The following is a 16,832-nucleotide window of genomic DNA, read 5'->3' as shown; positions in this document are numbered from 1 at the left end:
CCGTCGCTGACGGAGCGGTCAGGACTTCGGCGTCAGGTCGGAGGCGATGAGCTGATCCGGGGTCAGGCCGGCCGGGATCGCACCGGCTTCCCACAGGATCGCGATGCTTCGGGCGACCCGGTCCGTGTCGATCGTGCCGGCCGCGGCGCCCGAACCCGCCGGACGGACGAACGCGGCCATCAACTCGGCCTCGGCTGCGGCCGGCGCGGCCGCCGCGGCGGAGACGTTCTTCTGCAGGATCTCGCCCGACTCCTCGGGGTTGTCGATGCTGTGGACGAGTCCCTTGATCAGCGCCGCGGTGAAGCGCTTGACCATCTCCGGGTTCTCCTCGGCGATCTTTGTCGAGGTGATCAGCACGTTGCCGTAGAGGTCGCTCATCACGTCGCTGTAGGGCAGCACCACCGCCTTCTTGCCCTTGGCGACCGATTCCACGGTCGGCTTCCCCACGACGAACTGGCCGATGCCGGCCACCGACCCGCCCGCCAGCAGGCCGATCAGGTTCGCCGGCTGGCCGTTGACCCACGTGACCTTCGTCGCGTCGATGCCGGCCAGCTTCGCGTACGTGGGGAACAGGTTGCGCACCACCGAGCTGGGGCTGTCGGCGAGCGTCTTGCCCTCCAGGTCCTTCGGGGTGGTGATCTGGTTGCCCTCAAGACTGATGATCGCGGCCATGGTGTTCTGCTGGACGGCGGCCACCGTCACGACGCCCTTGGCTCCGCCTTTGCCTCGGGCCAACAGGAGACCGGTGAGATCGACCGGGGTGAACATCGCCGCGCCCGCCTCGACCTTCGTGATGTTGTCGCCGGTGCCGCCGCCAGGCTTGATGTCCACCTCGAACCCGGCGTCCGCGAAGAAACCCTTCTCCTTCGCGACCCACGCGTACGCATCTCGCCCAAAGTTCCCGAATGACGTCAGATAGGTCACTTTTTCCAAGGGCTTAGCGGAAGAATTGTTAGGTTTATCCGAATTATCGGAACTTCCACAGCCAGCCACGGCGGAAACCATGGCGGCCAGAATCACGACGGCGACGGTACGGGTGAGCCTTCTCATGAACACCGTTTCCTTTTCGACCGGCGGTTCTCGACCAACCGGGGGGAGTTCGAACGGGACGGCCCAGGGCCGGAACCATGGGTGAGGAAACCTCGCGGACAGCGTACGAGGAAACCGCCATTAGTGCGCCGGCCGTTCACAGCGCGGAGCGGCGACAGATCGGGATTCCCCGCCAGGGGATGCCTTTCGCCCGGCAGTCCAGATAATCTTGGCGAAATGTGGAACCACCCGCTGGACGGGGAGCCTGCCCGATGATCCGACTGGCTGGTGTCTCCCGTACTTTCACGGGGCGTTCCGGTGCGGTGGAGGCGTTGCGCGGCATCGACCTGGACGTGAAAGAGGGGGAGTTCGTCGCGGTCGTCGGCCGATCGGGATGCGGGAAATCCACTCTCCTGCGACTTGTCGCCGGCCTGTTACCCGTCACCGAAGGCGAGATCACCGTCGCGGGCAAGCGGGTCACCAAGGCCCGCCGCGACATCGCGATGCTGTTCCAGCGCCCCGCGCTGCTGCCCTGGCGGTCGGTGCTCGACAACGTGCTGCTGCCGGCGGAGATCTTCGGCTGGCGGCGGGCCGCGCATCGCGACCGTGCCCAGGAACTGCTGGACATGGTGGGGCTGGGCGGCTTCGAGAAGCGCCTGCCGCACGAGCTCTCCGGTGGCATGCAGCAGCGGGTCTCGCTCTGCCGGTCGCTGATCGGCGATCCCCGGGTGATGCTGATGGACGAGCCGTTCTCCGCACTCGACGCACTCACCCGCGAAGAGCTGTCAGTGGAGTTGCAGCGCCTGCACATGGAGAACTCGGCCACCATCGTCTTCGTCACCCACTCCATCGACGAGGCGGTGCTGCTGGCCGACCGGGTGGTGGTGCTCAGTCCACGGCCGGGTCGGATCCGCGAGGTGGTCGACATCGACATCCCGCGGCCACGCAGCCTGGGCCGTGACGCGCACCTGGAACAGGTCGCCCGGTGCAGCGCGGACCTGCACGAACTGCTGATGGAGCGCGATACCCCGGCGGCGGCCGGGGAAGGAGGGCGATGAGCGTGCGCGTGTGTGTCTTCACCGAGCCCCACCGCGGCGCCACCTACGACGACCAGCTGCGGATGGCCCGGCTGGCCGAGGACGGCGGGTTCGAGGGCTTCCTCCGCGCGGACCACTACCAGTCGATGGAGTCCGGCGGCGGTCACCCCGGCCCGACGGATGCCTGGGTGACGCTGGCGGGCATCGCCCGGGAGACCTCCCGGATCCGGCTCGGCACGCTGGTCACCTCGGCGACCTTCCGGCTGCCCGGGCCGCTGGCGGTGATCGTCGCACAGGTGGACCAGATGAGCGGCGGCCGGGTCGAGCTGGGCATCGGCGCAGGCTGGTACGGGCGGGAGCACACCTCGTACGGCATCCCGTTCCCCGGGCTCGGCGAACGCTTCAACCGCCTGGAGGAGCAGCTCGCCATCGTGAGCGGGCTCTGGGCGACCCCGGCCGGAGACCGGTTCAGCTACCACGGCGACCACTACCGGCTGGTCGACGCACCCGCCCTGCCCAAGCCGGTACAGACGCCCGGCCCGCCGATCATCGTCGGTGGCCGCGGGCCGAAGCGCACCCCCGAGCTGGCCGCCCGCTACGCGGACGAGTTCAACATGCCATTCAAGAGCGTGGCGGAGACCGCCGGAGCGTACGAGCGTGTCATCGAGGCCGGCGAGCGGACGGGCCGGGCCGGCACCGGCCGCGCCCCGCTGGTGCTCTCGGCGGGCATCGTCGTCGCGATCGGGCGTAACGACGCCGAAGCCCGGCGCCGGGCCGATCCGTTGCACGTGCCGAGCGCGCTGCCCCCGGAGGACCCGGTGATCGGTTCGCCCGCACAGCTCGTCGAGCGGATCGGCGAATTCGCCGCGATCGGCGCCACCCGGATACACCTGCGCCTGGTCGACATGGCGGACCTCGACCACCTGGAGCTGATCGCCGCCGAAGTGCTGCCGCACCTGGAGGGAGAGCGATGAGCGAGACTGAGATCGACCCGGTGGGCCCGGAACTCGGCCCGGTCGGACAGGAGATCGTCTACGAGAACGACCGGGTCCGGGTCTGGCACATCCGGCTGGAGCCCGGCGAGCGCCAGCCGCTGCATCGGCACGACCATCCGTACCTCGTCATCGCGGTACAGGGTGCGAAGAACGTCGTTCAGACTGTGGACGGCACCCGGATCGACGCCGAGGAACCGAGCGGCGGCGTCGTCTTCCGGGAGCCCGGCGCGACCCACATGCTGACCAATGTCGGGGACACCACCTATCTGGCCCGGCTCGTGGAGCTGAAGCAACCGCCGGCGCTCTGACGCTCCGGCCGGGCCCGACCGCCATGCCGCGCCACAGGTCCGGAGATCTCCGGTGAGCCTTGCGGCGATGGGATACCCACCTCGGCGATAGTTGCGCGTCGCCCGTCGCCACGTATCGTCCCCACCAGTGATCCCGACCGTTTGAGGAAGGATCGGCGTGAGCGACGATGTGGTGCGACGCGTTTTCCAGTCAGTCGACTCGTTCGACCCCGGCGAGTTCGTGCGGCTGCTGGCCGAGGACGCCACGCTGGCGTTCGGCAATGCCGAGCCGATGGCGGGACGTGAGGCCATCGCCGCCGGGTTGCGGGCGTTCTTCTCCACCATCGGCGGCCTGCGGCACCGGATCGTCAGGAACTGGCAGGTGGACGCCGACACCATCGCCGAGACCGAGGTGACCTACCGGCGGCTCGACGGCAAGGATGTCAGCGCCGTAGCCGTATCGATCTGGCACACCCGCGACGACGGCCTGATCACCGACTACCGCATATTCGTCGACCTCGCCCCCGTCTACCTGGTCTAGCTCCAGCGAGACCGCGTCCACGGGCGCGGCTCAGGACATCGAGACCTGATCCGCCATGGTGACCGACCTGCGATTCTCCTTCCGCGGTAGGGCATGGCCGGGTGGACCGTCACGGTCGTCGGCGCGTCTGCTCCTGTGAAGCCAGGTCCTGCCTCGGCGTTTCCGGACGTTCGATACGGGTGGGATTGCCGCGTACGAGCTCATCGTGGACGCGCCAGCGGGCAGTGGTGACGGCGCGCCCCGCCGTCTCGTCGCCGTCCTCGATGCGCTGTCGCAGCAGCCGCATGGCGATGCGGCGGTTGAGGCTGAACTGCCGCTCGGTGTCGACCACGACGACGATCCCCGAGGGCCGGTGGGTCGCCCGTACCGCCGTGCTGGCCTTGTTCCGATGTTGACCGCCGGGGCCGCCGGTGCGGCAGGCGACAATGTCGACGTCCGCTTCCTCGAACGTCGTGCGCGGGGCGTCGACCTGGCACGGTTGGGCGATGACGTACCAGTTCTTTCGGCCTGTGCCGGCCCGGTAGGGGCTGGGGGCCTGCCAGCACAGAGTTCCGGTCCACGAGGCGGCGAACGCCTCGGCGCCGGCTCCCGAGATCCGGATCAGGACCGATCGGTAGGTGTCGGGCCGGTCACCGGGAACGGTCTCGGCCCGATGGGTCTCCAGGTTCTGCCGGGTGGCGTCGGATTCCAGGCGGCGCAGCAGCCGGGCCAGCGCCCAGGCGCACTCCTGCGGGCCACGCCCGGCCGACAGGAGCAGATGGACGCTCACCGCCGGCCTCGCTTGCGACGCTGGTCCCGCTGGGGTGTGGACCCGAGGTCGGGTGTCTTGTAGGTGACCAGAGGGACCGTGGTGGCCACGGGCGTGGCCAGGTCATGGTCGACGAGGTCGGCGATCACCTGCTCGATGCGCTTGTAGGCCGTCGGCGCCTCCTCGAAGAGCAGCTGGCGGTCTCCGCACACCACCAGCGACCCCACCGGCGTGCGACGCAGCTCCTCGACCGTGTGCTTGGCCCGGCCCCGGCGCAGGGCGTCCGCACGCGACATCTTGCGGCCCGCGCCGTGCGCGACGGAATGGTTGGCGTCCGGCCCGGCGTGGGCGGCCACGAGGTAGGAAGGGGTGCCTCGTGTACCGGCGATGAGCACGTCGCGGCCGTCACCCGGCGCCGCTCCCTTGCGGTGCAGGTAGACCCCGTCACGGATCTCGACCAGGTTGTGACACTGGTCGACGAGCGGCTCGGCCGGCTCGGCCCCCAGGGCATGGGCGACCCGGGCGGCCATCAAGCGCCGGTTGAGCGATCCCCAGCGTACGGCGTCGTCGTGCATCGCCAGGTAGGCGCCGGGATCAGGGGCGGGACCCGCGCCGTGGACCGCAGTGTGCGCCCGCAGGATCCGTTCGCCCAGCCCCCGGGAACCGCTGTGGACGATGAGAACCAGGTCGCCGTCGGCAAGTCCGAGACGGCTCGCGTGGCCCGGATCGAAGACGGTCCCGATCCGCGCCAGCTCGACGAAGTGATTGCCCCGGCCGACCGTCCCGAGGCCCTCGACGTGACCGGCGGGGATATCGCCCTTCACAACGGCCCAGGCCGGGTCGTCGGCGTCCCGCTCGGGATCCAGCGCGCGATCGAGATCGGGGAAGCGGGCGGCGAGCTTCTCGGGTACGGCGCGCTTGAGCTTCATGGGGAACACGGCGATGCCACAACCGATGTCGGAGCCCACCAGGAACGGGTACAGCACGGTCGATGCCATGGCGGCGCCGATGGGGGCGCCCTTGCCGGGGTGCAGGTCCGGCATGGCGGCGACGTGCGTCATGCCGTCGAGGGCGGCCACCTGGTGGCACTGCGCGAGGGCGTCGGACTCGATCCAGCTCGCGGGAGAGGCGAACACGGTGACGGTGGCCGGACCCACGGCCGTGGTGGACGGCGGCAGGGACTCCTGCCGGGAGTGTTGCTGAGACAAAAAGGCTCTCTTCCCTTAAAGGGGTATGGGCTGACAGCGTTGCGGGGCGCGTCGGCGCCGTGGCATCTCGGAGTGGCGGGGTGCTGTCCGTCAGAGCGTCATGGACACCACGTTCCCCTGAGCCCACCACGCGAGGCAAGCGGTTTTCGGTCGTACGGACCCGTATGCCTGCACTCACCGCCATCTCATAACATGTGCATTGCTGCGGTCGACACGCTGGAGACCACGGCGGATGTATGCGCTCCCATGCCGCGGCCTCATGGTTAAGAGCTCCTCAAAATGAGGTGTGATCGCGTCTGCACCGTCCATGAGCTCCGCCTACGGGGGGAAGGTTCTCACCGCACCGGCGCCGGAAGAGAGCCATCCCATTCTGTTAGGCGCTCTGAGTCCTGTTAGGCGCTCTGAGTCCTGTTAGGTGCTTTGAGTCCTGTTAGGTGCTTTGAGTCGCGCCGACGGAAGGCGTCGACCCGTACCACCAATGGCTGAGTTTCTGATGACGACCTGGCGAAACATCTCCAAGATTGTCCCGCACCTGTCCCGTGACCTTTGACCTACGGCTGCATATGACGGCAATCGGCTACATGTGACCGTTGAAAGGGAACGGGCTGAGCCCCAGGTAAAGAGTTAAGTGGCTGACCAGAACAGTGCCCCCGGCATGATTCGAACATGCGGCATTCACTTTGGGAGTGCGATTGCTCTTCTGGAGAGACTGCCCGTGACCTGCCGACACAACACGCACGGTGATCACTCAACTCCTGATCATTCCATGCGTGCCCGGGGTCACGAAGTTGTTTGACTTGCCCCGGATCCTCGTAGCCGAGCATCTGATCCGTAGCCAGTTCGAGAACGTCCAGGGGCGTCTACCGGCGTCAGAAGGACCTGTTCGGAGACTCCTCACGATTGCTCGTCTTCTGTGGGTGTCCACTGGTGTCCAGGGACGGTGTCAGCACTTCCGTCAGCAAGATCACGCGCAGTGCAGAGGCATTGTCGTACCCGATCGCTACTCTCCCGCGCATGGCAGTCCCCGAGATCATCCCCATCAGCTACGAACCCGACTACCACACCGACACCATCGGCCACTGGGAGGGCGGGCAGTTCCTCGGCTCCGTCGTCGCCGCCTTCCCCGAGGGCTACACGCACACCGACGACTGGCGGGCGCACAAACGCTGGTACGCCGTCCTGCACACCTTCGACGCCGCCGGCCACCACCTCGACTCCCGCATCGAGCACACCGGGACCGATGACAACTACCGGGCCGCCGTCGACGCGGCGCAGGAGCGGTTGAAGCAGTGGCTCGACACCCTTCCCGGCCTCCGCTTCGGCGACATCGCCATCCGACCCTTCCACCACGAAGTCGACGACGTGCTCTTCGGCCTCGTCATCGAGACCTTCGAAGGCAACGACCACGCCGAGCTCCACCCGAACAACCTCGGCTTCTACGAACCCTGGGACGGCTTGTACGACACCTGACCACTTGATCCGTAGGGAAGTGCGGATGCCTCGTCAGCGGCGTCCCGACCTGGTCAGGCGGTGGTTTCGGGTCGGTAGCGTGTGATCGTGTAAGGCGATGTTGCTGTACGGCACTGCTGTACAGCAGTCCCCATGAGATACGGCACGGCCTCTCGGCCAGCGCTCGCCATCCGGTCCGGGTGCGACCGTGACGGCGTGTTCGTATCAGGACCGCGGCCAGGCCGGCCGCCTCGTTCTCCTCCGATGTTGACAACGGCTAGCACTGCCACAGGAAGCGGCCCTCTTGCTCGTCGGCACTGAGGAAGCCGTAGCCCATGCCGCCGTCACCGAACATCAACTGGTACATGTCCCGCTGGGAGGAGCGGAGTTGGAAGAAGAAGCTCCACGGACCGCCGGCCGGGTACTCCTCGTCCTGCAGCCAGCCGGGAACGCCCAGTAGGCGGGACCCCCAGCAAGGCGGCTCCACCTGCTCAACCTCTTCCAAATCGACGAACAGCTCTTCGACGAGGCTTTCACCGTCGGCGGCCGCAACCGTCTCGATGAACGGTGGGATCCGGCCCGGCTGCACAATGAGCGCGTTTTCGCCCCCCTCTGACCGCCAGGACTCCTCGGATCCGTCGTCCATGAAGAGGTAGGCCATCCGGATCGACCTACCGGGGAGTCTGAACTGCCCGATGAACCCCATTGGACGCTCGTGCCGTGCGCAGAGCGGCCACTGCGGCTCCTCCAACCAGGTCGGCCGGCCGCCGAGCTTGGTGCAGAACTCGTCGATCACCCTGTCCACACGAGAGAAGACCATCTCGTATGTGAGGACATCAGCGTTGATCATCGGGGCATCTTACGGTGAGATACCAACCCGGTTCATGGAGAGTGGTCTTGCCCGGCCGACGGAAGCAGAAAGCCGACACGGCTGTCCGCTTTTCAGGCGGGCCAATCGCCCTGGCCGGATGCCGGATGCCGCGGTCAGAGGGTGGCGGATGGTAGCCGCAGTGAGTCCGCGTGCGGGGCCGTTGCTGTCAGGGTTGCTGTCGCCACTCTTTCGAGAGCCTGACGGCTGTCCACTACTCTCGCCTGAGTTGATCTGTTTTCGGGGGCGAAGACGGAGAGGGCGCCATGACTCAGGTACCGGAGGCGGAGACGCGATCGCCTGCAACGGCGGCGCTCCGCTTCGGCGCAGTCCTGGCCGCATCAGGGCCGGTGATCCTGACGACCTTCGAGGTCGGCAGGCAGAGCGTCGGCTGGTTCTGTTCCGCGACGGGCTCCGATCCCTCCGCGATGGAGGGCCCCTACGCGTTGGAGAGCATGCCGGGAGAGCTGCTGTTCTGGGGCGTCCTCCTGCTGCCGGTCGTCGTGGCCGGCCTTCTCCTGCACGGGTCACGCCGGGCCACGCTCACCGCCGTCGCCGCAGTCGGCAGCGTGCTCGCGTTCGGGCTCGTCACCGCGTTTCTCCTACCGGGCCCCGACCCGTGCACCGGGCAGGAACGTGCGGTCGTGCCGCCCTGGCCCCTGATCGTCTGCTACCTGGTGGCCGCGGGAGCGCTGCTCCTGGCGGCCCGATCCCCCCTGCCCCGGAGACGGTACGGGCTCATCCTGTGGGCGGGCGCCGTCACCGCGGCGGCATGGGCGGCGATGTTCCACCGCCTCACGGTCACATACGACAGATTCCTCGTAGTCAGCTACGGCCGCATCGAGGTTCCGGAATCGCCCTGGGACGGCCTCGCCTGGTGGTCCGGTGACGCCGACAGGATCGGCCTGCCGGTCGTTCTCGTCGCGTCGGCGGTGGCCGCGAGAGCCGCCGCTTCCACCCGATGGGGACGCTCAGCCGGCACCGCGGCCGCGGCGGCGCTTCTCCTCTTCCCACTGCTCGACGTCGCGATGTACACCAGCTGGTACGGCAGCGACTTCCAAACACCTTTCGCCGATTCGGTGCGATGGCATCTGCTTCTCGCAGCCGTCCTCGTCGCGTCAGCCACGTGGAGCCCCTGGATGCGGATCTCCTGGGCCGGGACCGTCCGTCTGACGCGGGACATGATCAGCGGACAGTTGAAGGGCATGATTCCTGGACGGACGAAGGTTCTCGCCGTCGCAGTCGTGATCGCGACTGCCACCGTCTGGCTGGTCGTCTCGTCCTTCACGCCGACACGGTAGGAGCACAACGACACAAGTCGCCGGCCGGGAGCGACATCTACCCCCAGAGCACTTCATCACGAGTGAGAACACGATCGTCCGGAACCGTCTACGGTCCTCTTCCTGGCCTACTCGAGCGGGTTCTACAGGGTCCCTCAGCCCGTGGTCGTCCAGGGCCGGATCACATGGTCCATCACCCACCTGGCACAGGCCGGGTTGCTGGAGCGGCCCTGAAGGCGAAGTACGCCACCTCGGCGGACCGGGTGATGAGGGCATGGACGGGCTCATCCGCCGACCCGCTCGGTTTGGATGTGGTCCATGTTCAAGCCAAGCGCTACGCCGCTGACCGGACAGTACATCGACCCGACGTTCAGACATTCGCCAGAGCGCTCCAGGGCGCACAGGCGTCCCGGGGTGTCTCCATTGCCACCACCCGCTTCTCCCCGGGCGCCATCGACTTCGCCGAGGAAGTCCCCTCTCGGATCATCCTGATCGACAACCGCCGTCTCGGAGAACTCATGGTGGCCTACGACTGCGGAGTTCAAGAAGCTGAGACCGTGACCACCAAAAAGATCGGCGGGGACTTCTTCACCAGCCGGTGAAATAGGTTTGCGAAGGTCATTGCTGCATCGAACATTTGATCCGTAGGCAACGACAGACGCCTCGTCAGCGACATCCCGGCCTGCTCAGATGGTAGATGCGGTCCGGTGGCGTGTGATCGTGTAAGGCGGTGTTGCTGTACGGGACTGCTGTACAGCAACTTCATCCGATGGCTCGTCCTCATCCGGTATGGGAGCCAGGACCACAAGCCCGAGCCTTCACAGCGCGCTGCCGGAGAGCAGGGTGTCCCCAACATCCGCGTCCACGACACCCAGCACACCTGCGCCTCGCTCCTGGCCGCGCTCGACGTTCACCCCCGGGTCGCCATGCGCATCATGCGGCGTTCGCAGATCTCAATGACCATGGACGTCTACACGCAGATCCCGACTCCGGAGACGCGCGCCGCGCTCGACCGGCTGAACCAGAGCCTCGACGGCTGAACACACAACGACAAGGCCCTCTCAGCAGTCTCCGCTGAGAGGGCCCTCGGCTTGGATCCACAGACTCTGATCAACGATCGAACCAGGCCCTCACCGAGGGAAGAAGCAGCAGGACGACCACCACGGCCGGCAGCACCAGGCCGGCATCGAACGCGCTGCGAACGCCGAGATCAGCATCAAGAGCAAGACCGACCACGGAGAAAAGCACCGGCAAGCTCTCGACCGCAACCGCTGCGACCCACACACCCCGCTTGCGCGAGTCCCATCTGAACGCCAGCCAGCCGATCAGCCCGGTGAGCACAAGGATGGACATCAGGGACAAGAACCCCACGGCGCCGTCCGGCTCGGCGGCCCCTCCGAAGAAAAGGCCGGAGAGCAGCACGACTGCCACCAACCCGAACATCGCCTGAATCATCATGACGACCTGTACGCTCTTCGCCGCACGCGGCATGAGGCCGGTCTTGTCTACCGTGACCATGGGACCCCTCGGGAAAGTTGATCAGCGCTCATCTTCACCAACTCCAGGGGACCCGGCAAAGTTCCACCCGGCTGAGGCGATCAGCTCTGCCCGCCGGAGGATGCTCGCAGCATGCCTCGACGGTTCCCCACTCGGGGAGCTCATGTGCGTCGGGATAGATCATGATGATCTTCTCCAACAGCTCAGAACTGTCTGTCTGCACGTCCCAGTGGCCGCTGTCGAATGCCCGGATCTTCACCTCCGGCACCGACGAACTGCCGCCGTGGCCCACGAGTTCCCCATCGATACGGCCTGCTGTACGACGCTCCCCCGCGCTCCGGCGCGACCTCTCGATCAGCTCATAACTGATCTTGACCGTCGTGCCGCCCTGCCGGAAGGATTCCCGCGTGGACGAGATATGAGCCGGTCGGGGCCGGGGCCGTTCGACAGTGACCAGGCGCTGGACTTCGTGCACTACCTGGAAGAGCTCGACGAGCCGGAGCGCGAACTCCACGAGATGCTGGAAGCGATCCTCGATGAGGACGGCTACCTGCACGACGACGTGATGGAGATCGGAATGGCCGCCGCCGCCACGGTGGCGGTGCTGCTGGACGGCGGCCGAACCCTCGATCCGGAGTGGGAGCCCGCCTTACCAGACATCTCCGTGACCGACCGCCTGCGACTCCTGGCCCTGGGCGTGATGGAGTGCGCCGTCCAGCCCTGGGATCGCCGGACCGGCCACAACATGACGTACGACACCTGGGAGTCGATGGGCAGGGCCCAGCAGTACCGCCAGGCGCTCGAACCCTACCTCCGGGTCCTGGCGGCCGGCGTGAAGACCTCGATCGACGAGCCCCGCGACCCCGGCTACTCCTGGACCGGCAAGACGGAGAGGACGCCGTCGGAGGCGGAGATCGGGCTCATGCGGGAACGGCTGCTCTCGCTGGCCCCGGCGTTCCGGGCTTTCCCCGTGCAGGTCTTCGGCGAGCGCTCACCCGAGGAGTTCGACGGCCTCCACGTCTTCGCGGAGGAGACCTTCCAGATCATCGCGGGCGCCTGCATCCACCGGTCGGGCGAGCTGATCGAGGACGTCCGGCACGACCTTGAGGTGCTGAGGGAGGCCCGCGGCACCGTGGCAGACATCGGCCCCAACCGCTTCCGGCAGTTGAGGGATCTGCCCTGGAGGTTCGCCTCCTCCTACGACGAGGAGTTCGCCGGCCGCTTCCTGGAGTCCGCGATCGGCGCCACCACCCTCCTCACCCGGTCCGGGCGGCTCAGACCGCGCACCATCGCCGAGTACCTGGCGATGCGATCCGTGACGGAGGCACTGGGTGATCTCACCAGACGGTACGGAGAGCTCGACGAGAACAGCCGGTGGGTTCTCAACTCCCGGATCTCGCAGGCCTTCGCCTACACCGAGACGGGAGTCTCCGACCTCAGGCTCTCCTTCTCGTCGTCCACCGGAACGCTCAGCCGCATCACTCCGCTGCTCGGCACCGTCTGGCTGGAGGCGTTCGGGGAACCGCGGCTGGTCCCGCCGGGCGAGTGGTTCCTTCCGTTCACCGGTGATTCGGAGCGTTGAGGCCGGCGACCCGGTGGTCGCCATGAAGCGGCCGACAGGTGTCGGAGACGGAAGGGAACGGAAGGACATTCCGTAGGGACGCGCAGAAGTGCCCTGGATGCGCCCTGGGAGCCACCCGTGACGTGATCACCGCAGGCCGGCTGTCCGGCAGCTCAGAACATCGAGATGTGGACGTGGTCGATGTGGTTGGCGGTGTTGCCGCCGCGGTTGGACATCATCTTCCAGCCGGCGCCGGTCCGGACGTCGTAGTACTTCTGCTGCCAGATGATGTACATGACCCCGAGCCTGGGGCCGTTGGTGATGGCCCACTGGGCGAGGCGGTCGCCGCGCTCCTTGGCCTCGGCCGTCGGGACCCGGCCGCCGGTGCTCATCATGAAGTCGCAGGCCCGGCCGCTGCCGTGGTCGCCCGGGTCGCCGGGGCGCAGGCAGCCGTAGCTGTAGGGCATCGGGAAGGACTGCAGCACCAGGTTGCGCATGGCTACCGTGCGGGCGGTCAGGCCGCCGCTGCCCGAGGGGGTCTGGAAGCCGTACTTGGCCAGGAGTCCCTCGATCCGTACCCGGTCCTTCTTCAGGGCCGCGATGTCGTCCTTGAGCTTGACGACCTTCGCCTCCGCCGTCTTCTCCGCGACCTTGGCCTTCTTGATCAGCTCCTGGATCCGGTTGAGCTGGGTGGCACGCTGGCTGGCCAGGTAGGACATGGTGGCGGCCTGGCTGAGGACGCTGCTGGCGTCGCCGTGGAAGCTCAGCAGGTTGGCGCCGTCCAGCGTGCCGCCCATGTAGGCGGTCTGGGCGAACCGGACGACGTCGACCTGCGCGGTGGCCAGCGCCCTCTTCAGGCTCTTGGCGTTGGCGGCGGCCTTGCTGGCCTGGACCCGGGTCTCCTCCAGGCTCTGCACCTGGCCGCGGTAGTTCTTGTTGAGCTGGCTCGCCTCGCGGGTGAGCTTGCGGAGCTCGGCCTCGGGGTCGGGTTTGGCGGCGTGCTGGACGGCGGCTCCGGCCATGACAGGGGTCAGGAGCAGCGCGACGAGCACGGCGCCCAGCGTGGCCGCGCGAGTCGATCTCACGCTTCGCTCACCTCCAGAGCCCCCTCATGGACGGAGCGAAACTATAGAAGACGATCTTGGTGCCCGCCACCGGAACGGCGGAAACCACGCACCATTGACGAACTATCTACCAGTCTGCGGTGCTTTAAACAAATGCCGCCACACAGGCTGCGGCACCGCCGTCACGGGAGATCCACCGGGGGAATCCTCGCACAGTACGGCCCCTTGCGATCACCGACAGAACATGGTTCGGTCTCATTGCCGCAGGGCCTTGTGAAGCCCTCCCCGGCGGATGACACTATCCAAGCAAGCATTAGCTCAGATATTGACTCCGGCCCGCCCACCAGGAGGCAACACACCATGCGTCAGCACGACACGCTGTTCATCGGGGGCGACTGGGTGGCCCCCGCGGGCACCGGGACCATCGACGTCGTCTCGCCCCACACCGAGGAGGTCGTCGGCCGCGTCCCTGACGGCACCCCCGCCGACATGGACCGCGCGGTGGCCGCCGCGCGCCAGGCCTTCGACCAGGGTCCCTGGCCCCGGATGACGATGGCGGAACGCGCCGCCGTGGTCGGCAGGCTCGCCGAGATCTACGCGGCCCGCCAGTCCGAGATGGCCGAGATCATCACGCTGGAGATGGGCTCCCCCATCACCTTCTCGCAGATGGCGCAGGCTCCGCAGCCGCTCGGCATGCTGCAGTACTACGCCGAACTCGGCACGTCCTTCCCCGTCGAGGAGGAGCGCCCGGGCACCTTCGGCCCGGTGACCGTCCGCCGCGAGCCGGTCGGCGTGGTCGCCGCCGTGGTCCCGTGGAACGTCCCGCAGTTCGTCATCATGATCAAGCTCGCCCCCGCCCTCGTCGCGGGCTGCACGGTCGTTGTGAAGCCCGCCCCCGAGACCCCGCTCGACTCCTACCTGCTGGCCGAGATGGTCAAGGAGGCGGGCATCCCCGACGGCGTCGTCAACATCGTCGCCGCCGGCCGCGAGGCGGGCGAGCACCTGGTCTCCCACCCCGGCGTGGACAAGGTCGCCTTCACCGGCTCCACCGCGGCCGGCCGCCGCATCGCCGCGATCTGCGGCGAGCAGCTCAAGCGGTGCACCCTGGAGCTCGGCGGCAAGTCGGCCGCGATCATCCTGGACGACTGCGACCTGCCCTCCGCGATGGGCTTCCTGTCGATCGCCTCCCTGATGAACAACGGGCAGGCCTGTGTCGCCCAGACACGCATCCTGGCCTCGCGCAACCGCTACGACGAGGTCGTGGACGCGGTCGCCTCGATGGTCCGCGGCATGCCGGTCGGCGACCCCGCCGACCCCGCCACCGGCATCGGCCCGCTGGTCGCCAAGCGGCAGCAGGAGCGGGTCCAGGACTACATCAGGATCGGCATCGACGAGGGCGCCAAGCCGGTCGTCGGCGGCCTGGACCGCCCCTACGACCGAGGCTGGTACGTCGCTCCGACCGTCTTCGCCGGGGCCACCAACGAGATGCGCATCGCCCGCGAGGAGATCTTCGGCCCGGTCCTGGCGGTGATCCCCTATGAGGACGAGGCCGACGCGGTCCGCATCGCCAACGACAACGACTACGGCCTTGCCGGGACGGTGTGGACCGCCGACACCGAGCACGGCATGGACATCGCCCGCCAGGTGCGCGCCGGCACCTACGGGGTCAACCTCTACATGATCGAGTCCAGCTCCCCGTTCGGCGGCTTCAAGAGCAGCGGCCTCGGCCGCGAACTCGGCCCCGAGGGCCTGTCGGCCTACCTGGAGTACAAGTCGATCGCCCGCCTGGGCTGACGCCCCTTCCGGACCTTCGGCCGCAGAACCCCGAGACGTGCTTGTACGGCTCCGCGGAGCCGTACAAGCACGACAGCGGACGGACGGCCCAGCACGCCCCCGCGACGCTGGGCAACCGCCTGACTGCAGGAAGTATGTCCCACGACCACCGCTAGGCGGCGGTTCGTGTCCCGTGGACTTCTCCCGGCGGATTTCATCCATCCGCTGTAGGTAGACGACGTTTATTCGCGATTGGTTCGCGAAATAACCTCAAGAGTTTGGCGGGCGATCTCCAGCTCCTCGTCCGTCGGGATCACCGCGACCTTCACGGCCGCGCCGTCGGGCGAGATCAGCCGGTCCCCGCGCCGGTTGCGCACCGGGTCCACGGCGATGCCGAGCGCCTCCAGACCGGCCAGCGCGGTCTCTCTGACCAGCGGCGAGTTCTCCCCCACACCCCCGGTGAAGGCGATCACGTCCACCGTGCCGAGCACCGCGTAGTAGGCGCCGACGTACTTGCGCAGCCGGTGGCAGTAGACCGAGAAGGCGAGCTCGGCGTCCGGGTCCCCGGCGGCCAGCCGCTCCTGCACCGCGCGCATGTCGTTGTCGCCGCAGAGGCCGAGCATCCCCCCGCGCCGGTTGAGCAGCGCGTCGATCTCCTCCAGGGACATCCCTCCCGTCCGTCCCAGGTACAGCACGATCGCCGGGTCCAGGTCCCCGCTCCGGGTCCCCATGACGAGGCCCTCCAGCGGGGTCATGCCCATGGAGGTGTCCACGCACCGCCCGGCCGACACCGCGGAGGCGCTCGCCCCGTTGCCGAGATGCAGCACGATCACGTTGCCCAGCGGCCTGCCGGCCGCGCGAGCGGCCTCGCGGGAGACGTAGGCGTGTGAGGTGCCGTGGAAGCCGTAGCGGCGGATGCTCAGCCGCTCGGCCACCTCGCGGTCGATGGCGTAGGTCGCGGCGGCCGGGGGGATCGTGGAGTGGAAGGCGGTGTCGAAGACCGCGACCTGCGGCAGGTCGGGACGGAGCCGGCGGGCGCCCTCGATGCCCGTCAGGTTGGCGGGGTTGTGCAGGGGGGCGAGCGGGATGAGCTCCTCGATCTTCCTGACCACCTCGTCGGTGATCAGCGTGGGCTCGGTGAAGGTCTTGCCGCCGTGCACCACCCGGTGCCCGATCGCGGTCAGCTCCGGGGAGTCGAGTCCGAGGCCCATGGCGGTGAGCTCGGCCGCGACGACCTTCAGGGCCGCCTCGTGGTCGGGGACCGAGGACGAGGCCTCGCCGATCCGCTCGACCGTCCCGGACGCGAGCCGTTCGTCACCGGACAGGAGTTGATATTTCACGGAAGAGGATCCGCTGTTGAGCACCAGTACGCGACTCAACACGCCTCCCCGTCCTGACGGCTCGCCGGTTCCCCCCGGCGGCCCGCCGAACGTTTCCGGCGGCCCACCGTATCCTCCCATCGGCCCGCCGAGCGTCCCCGACGGCCCCCCGGACG

General features: G+C 67.9%; 17 protein-coding genes. 10 read left to right on the top strand and 7 right to left on the bottom strand.

Annotated features, from left to right (window positions below; all coding sequences use genetic code 11):
• Positions 1 to 18: 18 nt before the first annotated feature.
• Positions 19 to 1,050, bottom strand: a complete 1,032-nt coding sequence (locus CA984_RS24990) for an ABC transporter substrate-binding protein (RefSeq protein ID WP_086576000.1) — start codon at positions 1,048 to 1,050, stop codon at positions 19 to 21.
• 251 nt (positions 1,051 to 1,301) lie between these two features.
• On the opposite strand from CA984_RS24990, the gene CA984_RS24985 reads away from it, so the two are divergent.
• The 4 genes from CA984_RS24985 to CA984_RS24970 all read left to right on the top strand — a co-directional run bounded on the left by CA984_RS24985 (position 1,302) and on the right by CA984_RS24970 (position 3,889).
• Complete coding sequence (locus CA984_RS24985; protein WP_086575987.1) at positions 1,302 to 2,087, top strand: ABC transporter ATP-binding protein; 786 nt, start codon at positions 1,302 to 1,304, stop codon at positions 2,085 to 2,087.
• 2 nt (positions 2,088 to 2,089) lie between these two features.
• Positions 2,090 to 3,040: an LLM class F420-dependent oxidoreductase gene (locus tag CA984_RS24980; protein WP_086575999.1), complete on the top strand. Its 951-nt coding sequence runs from the start codon at positions 2,090 to 2,092 to the stop codon at positions 3,038 to 3,040.
• Entirely contained in the window at positions 3,037 to 3,369 is a 333-nt protein-coding gene (locus CA984_RS24975; RefSeq protein WP_086575986.1) for a cupin domain-containing protein, read from the top strand. Before CA984_RS24980 ends, CA984_RS24975 begins: the two co-directional genes overlap by 4 nt.
• Before the next feature lie 157 nt (positions 3,370 to 3,526).
• Positions 3,527 to 3,889, top strand: a complete 363-nt coding sequence (locus CA984_RS24970) for a nuclear transport factor 2 family protein (RefSeq protein WP_165781395.1) — start codon at positions 3,527 to 3,529, stop codon at positions 3,887 to 3,889.
• A gap of 109 nt (positions 3,890 to 3,998) precedes the next feature.
• On the opposite strand, the gene prfH is transcribed toward CA984_RS24970, so the two are convergent.
• Positions 3,999 to 4,658: a peptide chain release factor H gene (gene prfH / locus CA984_RS24965; protein WP_086575984.1), complete on the bottom strand. Its 660-nt coding sequence runs from the start codon at positions 4,656 to 4,658 to the stop codon at positions 3,999 to 4,001.
• Positions 4,655 to 5,845, bottom strand: coding sequence for an RNA ligase RtcB family protein (locus CA984_RS24960; protein ID WP_207621023.1), 1,191 nt, complete (start codon positions 5,843 to 5,845; stop codon positions 4,655 to 4,657). Before CA984_RS24960 ends, prfH begins: the two co-directional genes overlap by 4 nt.
• 1,014 nt (positions 5,846 to 6,859) lie before the next feature.
• Here CA984_RS24960 and CA984_RS24955 point away from each other — a divergent pair.
• Positions 6,860 to 7,315 carry a hypothetical protein gene (locus CA984_RS24955; protein ID WP_086575983.1) on the top strand — a complete coding sequence of 152 codons (456 nt, stop codon included), beginning with the start codon at positions 6,860 to 6,862 and terminating at the stop codon, positions 7,313 to 7,315.
• Between the two features lie 256 nt (positions 7,316 to 7,571).
• Here CA984_RS24955 and CA984_RS24950 read toward each other — a convergent pair whose 3' ends face one another.
• Positions 7,572 to 8,144 carry a YwqG family protein gene (locus CA984_RS24950; protein ID WP_086575982.1) on the bottom strand — a complete coding sequence of 191 codons (573 nt, stop codon included), beginning with the start codon at positions 8,142 to 8,144 and terminating at the stop codon, positions 7,572 to 7,574.
• 284 nt (positions 8,145 to 8,428) lie between these two features.
• On the opposite strand from CA984_RS24950, the gene CA984_RS46410 reads away from it, so the two are divergent.
• The 3 genes from CA984_RS46410 (at position 8,429) to CA984_RS24940 (ending at position 10,482) form a co-directional block, all read left to right on the top strand.
• Positions 8,429 to 9,463: a hypothetical protein gene (locus tag CA984_RS46410; protein WP_165781394.1), complete on the top strand. Its 1,035-nt coding sequence runs from the start codon at positions 8,429 to 8,431 to the stop codon at positions 9,461 to 9,463.
• A gap of 245 nt (positions 9,464 to 9,708) precedes the next feature.
• Positions 9,709 to 10,044 (top strand): restriction endonuclease, encoded by a 336-nt coding sequence (locus tag CA984_RS46405; RefSeq protein ID WP_165781393.1) that lies wholly within the window; start codon positions 9,709 to 9,711, stop codon positions 10,042 to 10,044.
• Between the two features lie 105 nt (positions 10,045 to 10,149).
• Positions 10,150 to 10,482: a site-specific integrase gene (locus CA984_RS24940; RefSeq protein WP_086575981.1), complete on the top strand. Its 333-nt coding sequence runs from the start codon at positions 10,150 to 10,152 to the stop codon at positions 10,480 to 10,482.
• Between the two features lie 70 nt (positions 10,483 to 10,552).
• On the opposite strand, the gene CA984_RS24935 is transcribed toward CA984_RS24940, so the two are convergent.
• Positions 10,553 to 10,960: a hypothetical protein gene (locus CA984_RS24935; RefSeq protein ID WP_165781392.1), complete on the bottom strand. Its 408-nt coding sequence runs from the start codon at positions 10,958 to 10,960 to the stop codon at positions 10,553 to 10,555.
• A 397-nt stretch (positions 10,961 to 11,357) separates the two neighbouring features.
• Between CA984_RS24935 and CA984_RS24930 the strand changes: the two genes are divergently transcribed.
• Complete coding sequence (locus CA984_RS24930; RefSeq protein WP_165781391.1) at positions 11,358 to 12,521, top strand: DUF4259 domain-containing protein; 1,164 nt, start codon at positions 11,358 to 11,360, stop codon at positions 12,519 to 12,521.
• A 152-nt stretch (positions 12,522 to 12,673) separates the two neighbouring features.
• Here CA984_RS24930 and CA984_RS24925 read toward each other — a convergent pair whose 3' ends face one another.
• The gene (locus CA984_RS24925; protein ID WP_086575978.1) at positions 12,674 to 13,585 is read right to left on the bottom strand and encodes a coiled-coil domain-containing protein; all 912 of its coding nucleotides are present in this window, start codon (positions 13,583 to 13,585) and stop codon (positions 12,674 to 12,676) included.
• Positions 13,586 to 13,924: 339 nt separating this feature from the next.
• Between CA984_RS24925 and CA984_RS24920 the strand changes: the two genes are divergently transcribed.
• Positions 13,925 to 15,358: an aldehyde dehydrogenase gene (locus tag CA984_RS24920; RefSeq protein ID WP_031158665.1), complete on the top strand. Its 1,434-nt coding sequence runs from the start codon at positions 13,925 to 13,927 to the stop codon at positions 15,356 to 15,358.
• Positions 15,359 to 15,579: 221 nt separating this feature from the next.
• Here CA984_RS24920 and CA984_RS24915 read toward each other — a convergent pair whose 3' ends face one another.
• Positions 15,580 to 16,719, bottom strand: a complete 1,140-nt coding sequence (locus tag CA984_RS24915) for an acetate kinase (RefSeq protein WP_341351727.1) — start codon at positions 16,717 to 16,719, stop codon at positions 15,580 to 15,582.
• Between the last annotated feature and the right edge of the window lie 113 nt (positions 16,720 to 16,832).

This window comes from Streptosporangium minutum, assembly GCF_002149035.1.
Classification (GTDB): domain Bacteria; phylum Actinomycetota; class Actinomycetes; order Streptosporangiales; family Streptosporangiaceae; genus Streptosporangium; species Streptosporangium minutum.
Note: the sequence above shows the minus strand (reverse complement) of the source record. Positions and strands in the feature narration are given on the sequence as shown.

Bases quoted from the DNA above. Each gene is read 5' to 3' on its own strand.
- CA984_RS24935 (WP_165781392.1), bottom strand. From the start codon at position 10,960: ATGGTCACGGTAGACAAGACCGGCCTCATGCCGCGTGCGGCGAAGAGC.
- CA984_RS46410 (WP_165781394.1), top strand. From the start codon at position 8,429: ATGACTCAGGTACCGGAGGCGGAGACGCGATCGCCTGCAACGGCGGCG.
- CA984_RS24955 (WP_086575983.1), top strand. From the start codon at position 6,860: ATGGCAGTCCCCGAGATCATCCCCATCAGCTACGAACCCGACTACCAC.
- CA984_RS24990 (WP_086576000.1), bottom strand. From the start codon at position 1,050: ATGAGAAGGCTCACCCGTACCGTCGCCGTCGTGATTCTGGCCGCCATG.
- CA984_RS46405 (WP_165781393.1), top strand. From the start codon at position 9,709: ATGAGGGCATGGACGGGCTCATCCGCCGACCCGCTCGGTTTGGATGTG.
- CA984_RS24985 (WP_086575987.1), top strand. From the start codon at position 1,302: ATGATCCGACTGGCTGGTGTCTCCCGTACTTTCACGGGGCGTTCCGGT.
- CA984_RS24920 (WP_031158665.1), top strand. From the start codon at position 13,925: ATGCGTCAGCACGACACGCTGTTCATCGGGGGCGACTGGGTGGCCCCC.
- CA984_RS24975 (WP_086575986.1), top strand. From the start codon at position 3,037: ATGAGCGAGACTGAGATCGACCCGGTGGGCCCGGAACTCGGCCCGGTC.
- CA984_RS24930 (WP_165781391.1), top strand. From the start codon at position 11,358: ATGAGCCGGTCGGGGCCGGGGCCGTTCGACAGTGACCAGGCGCTGGAC.
- CA984_RS24950 (WP_086575982.1), bottom strand. From the start codon at position 8,144: ATGATCAACGCTGATGTCCTCACATACGAGATGGTCTTCTCTCGTGTG.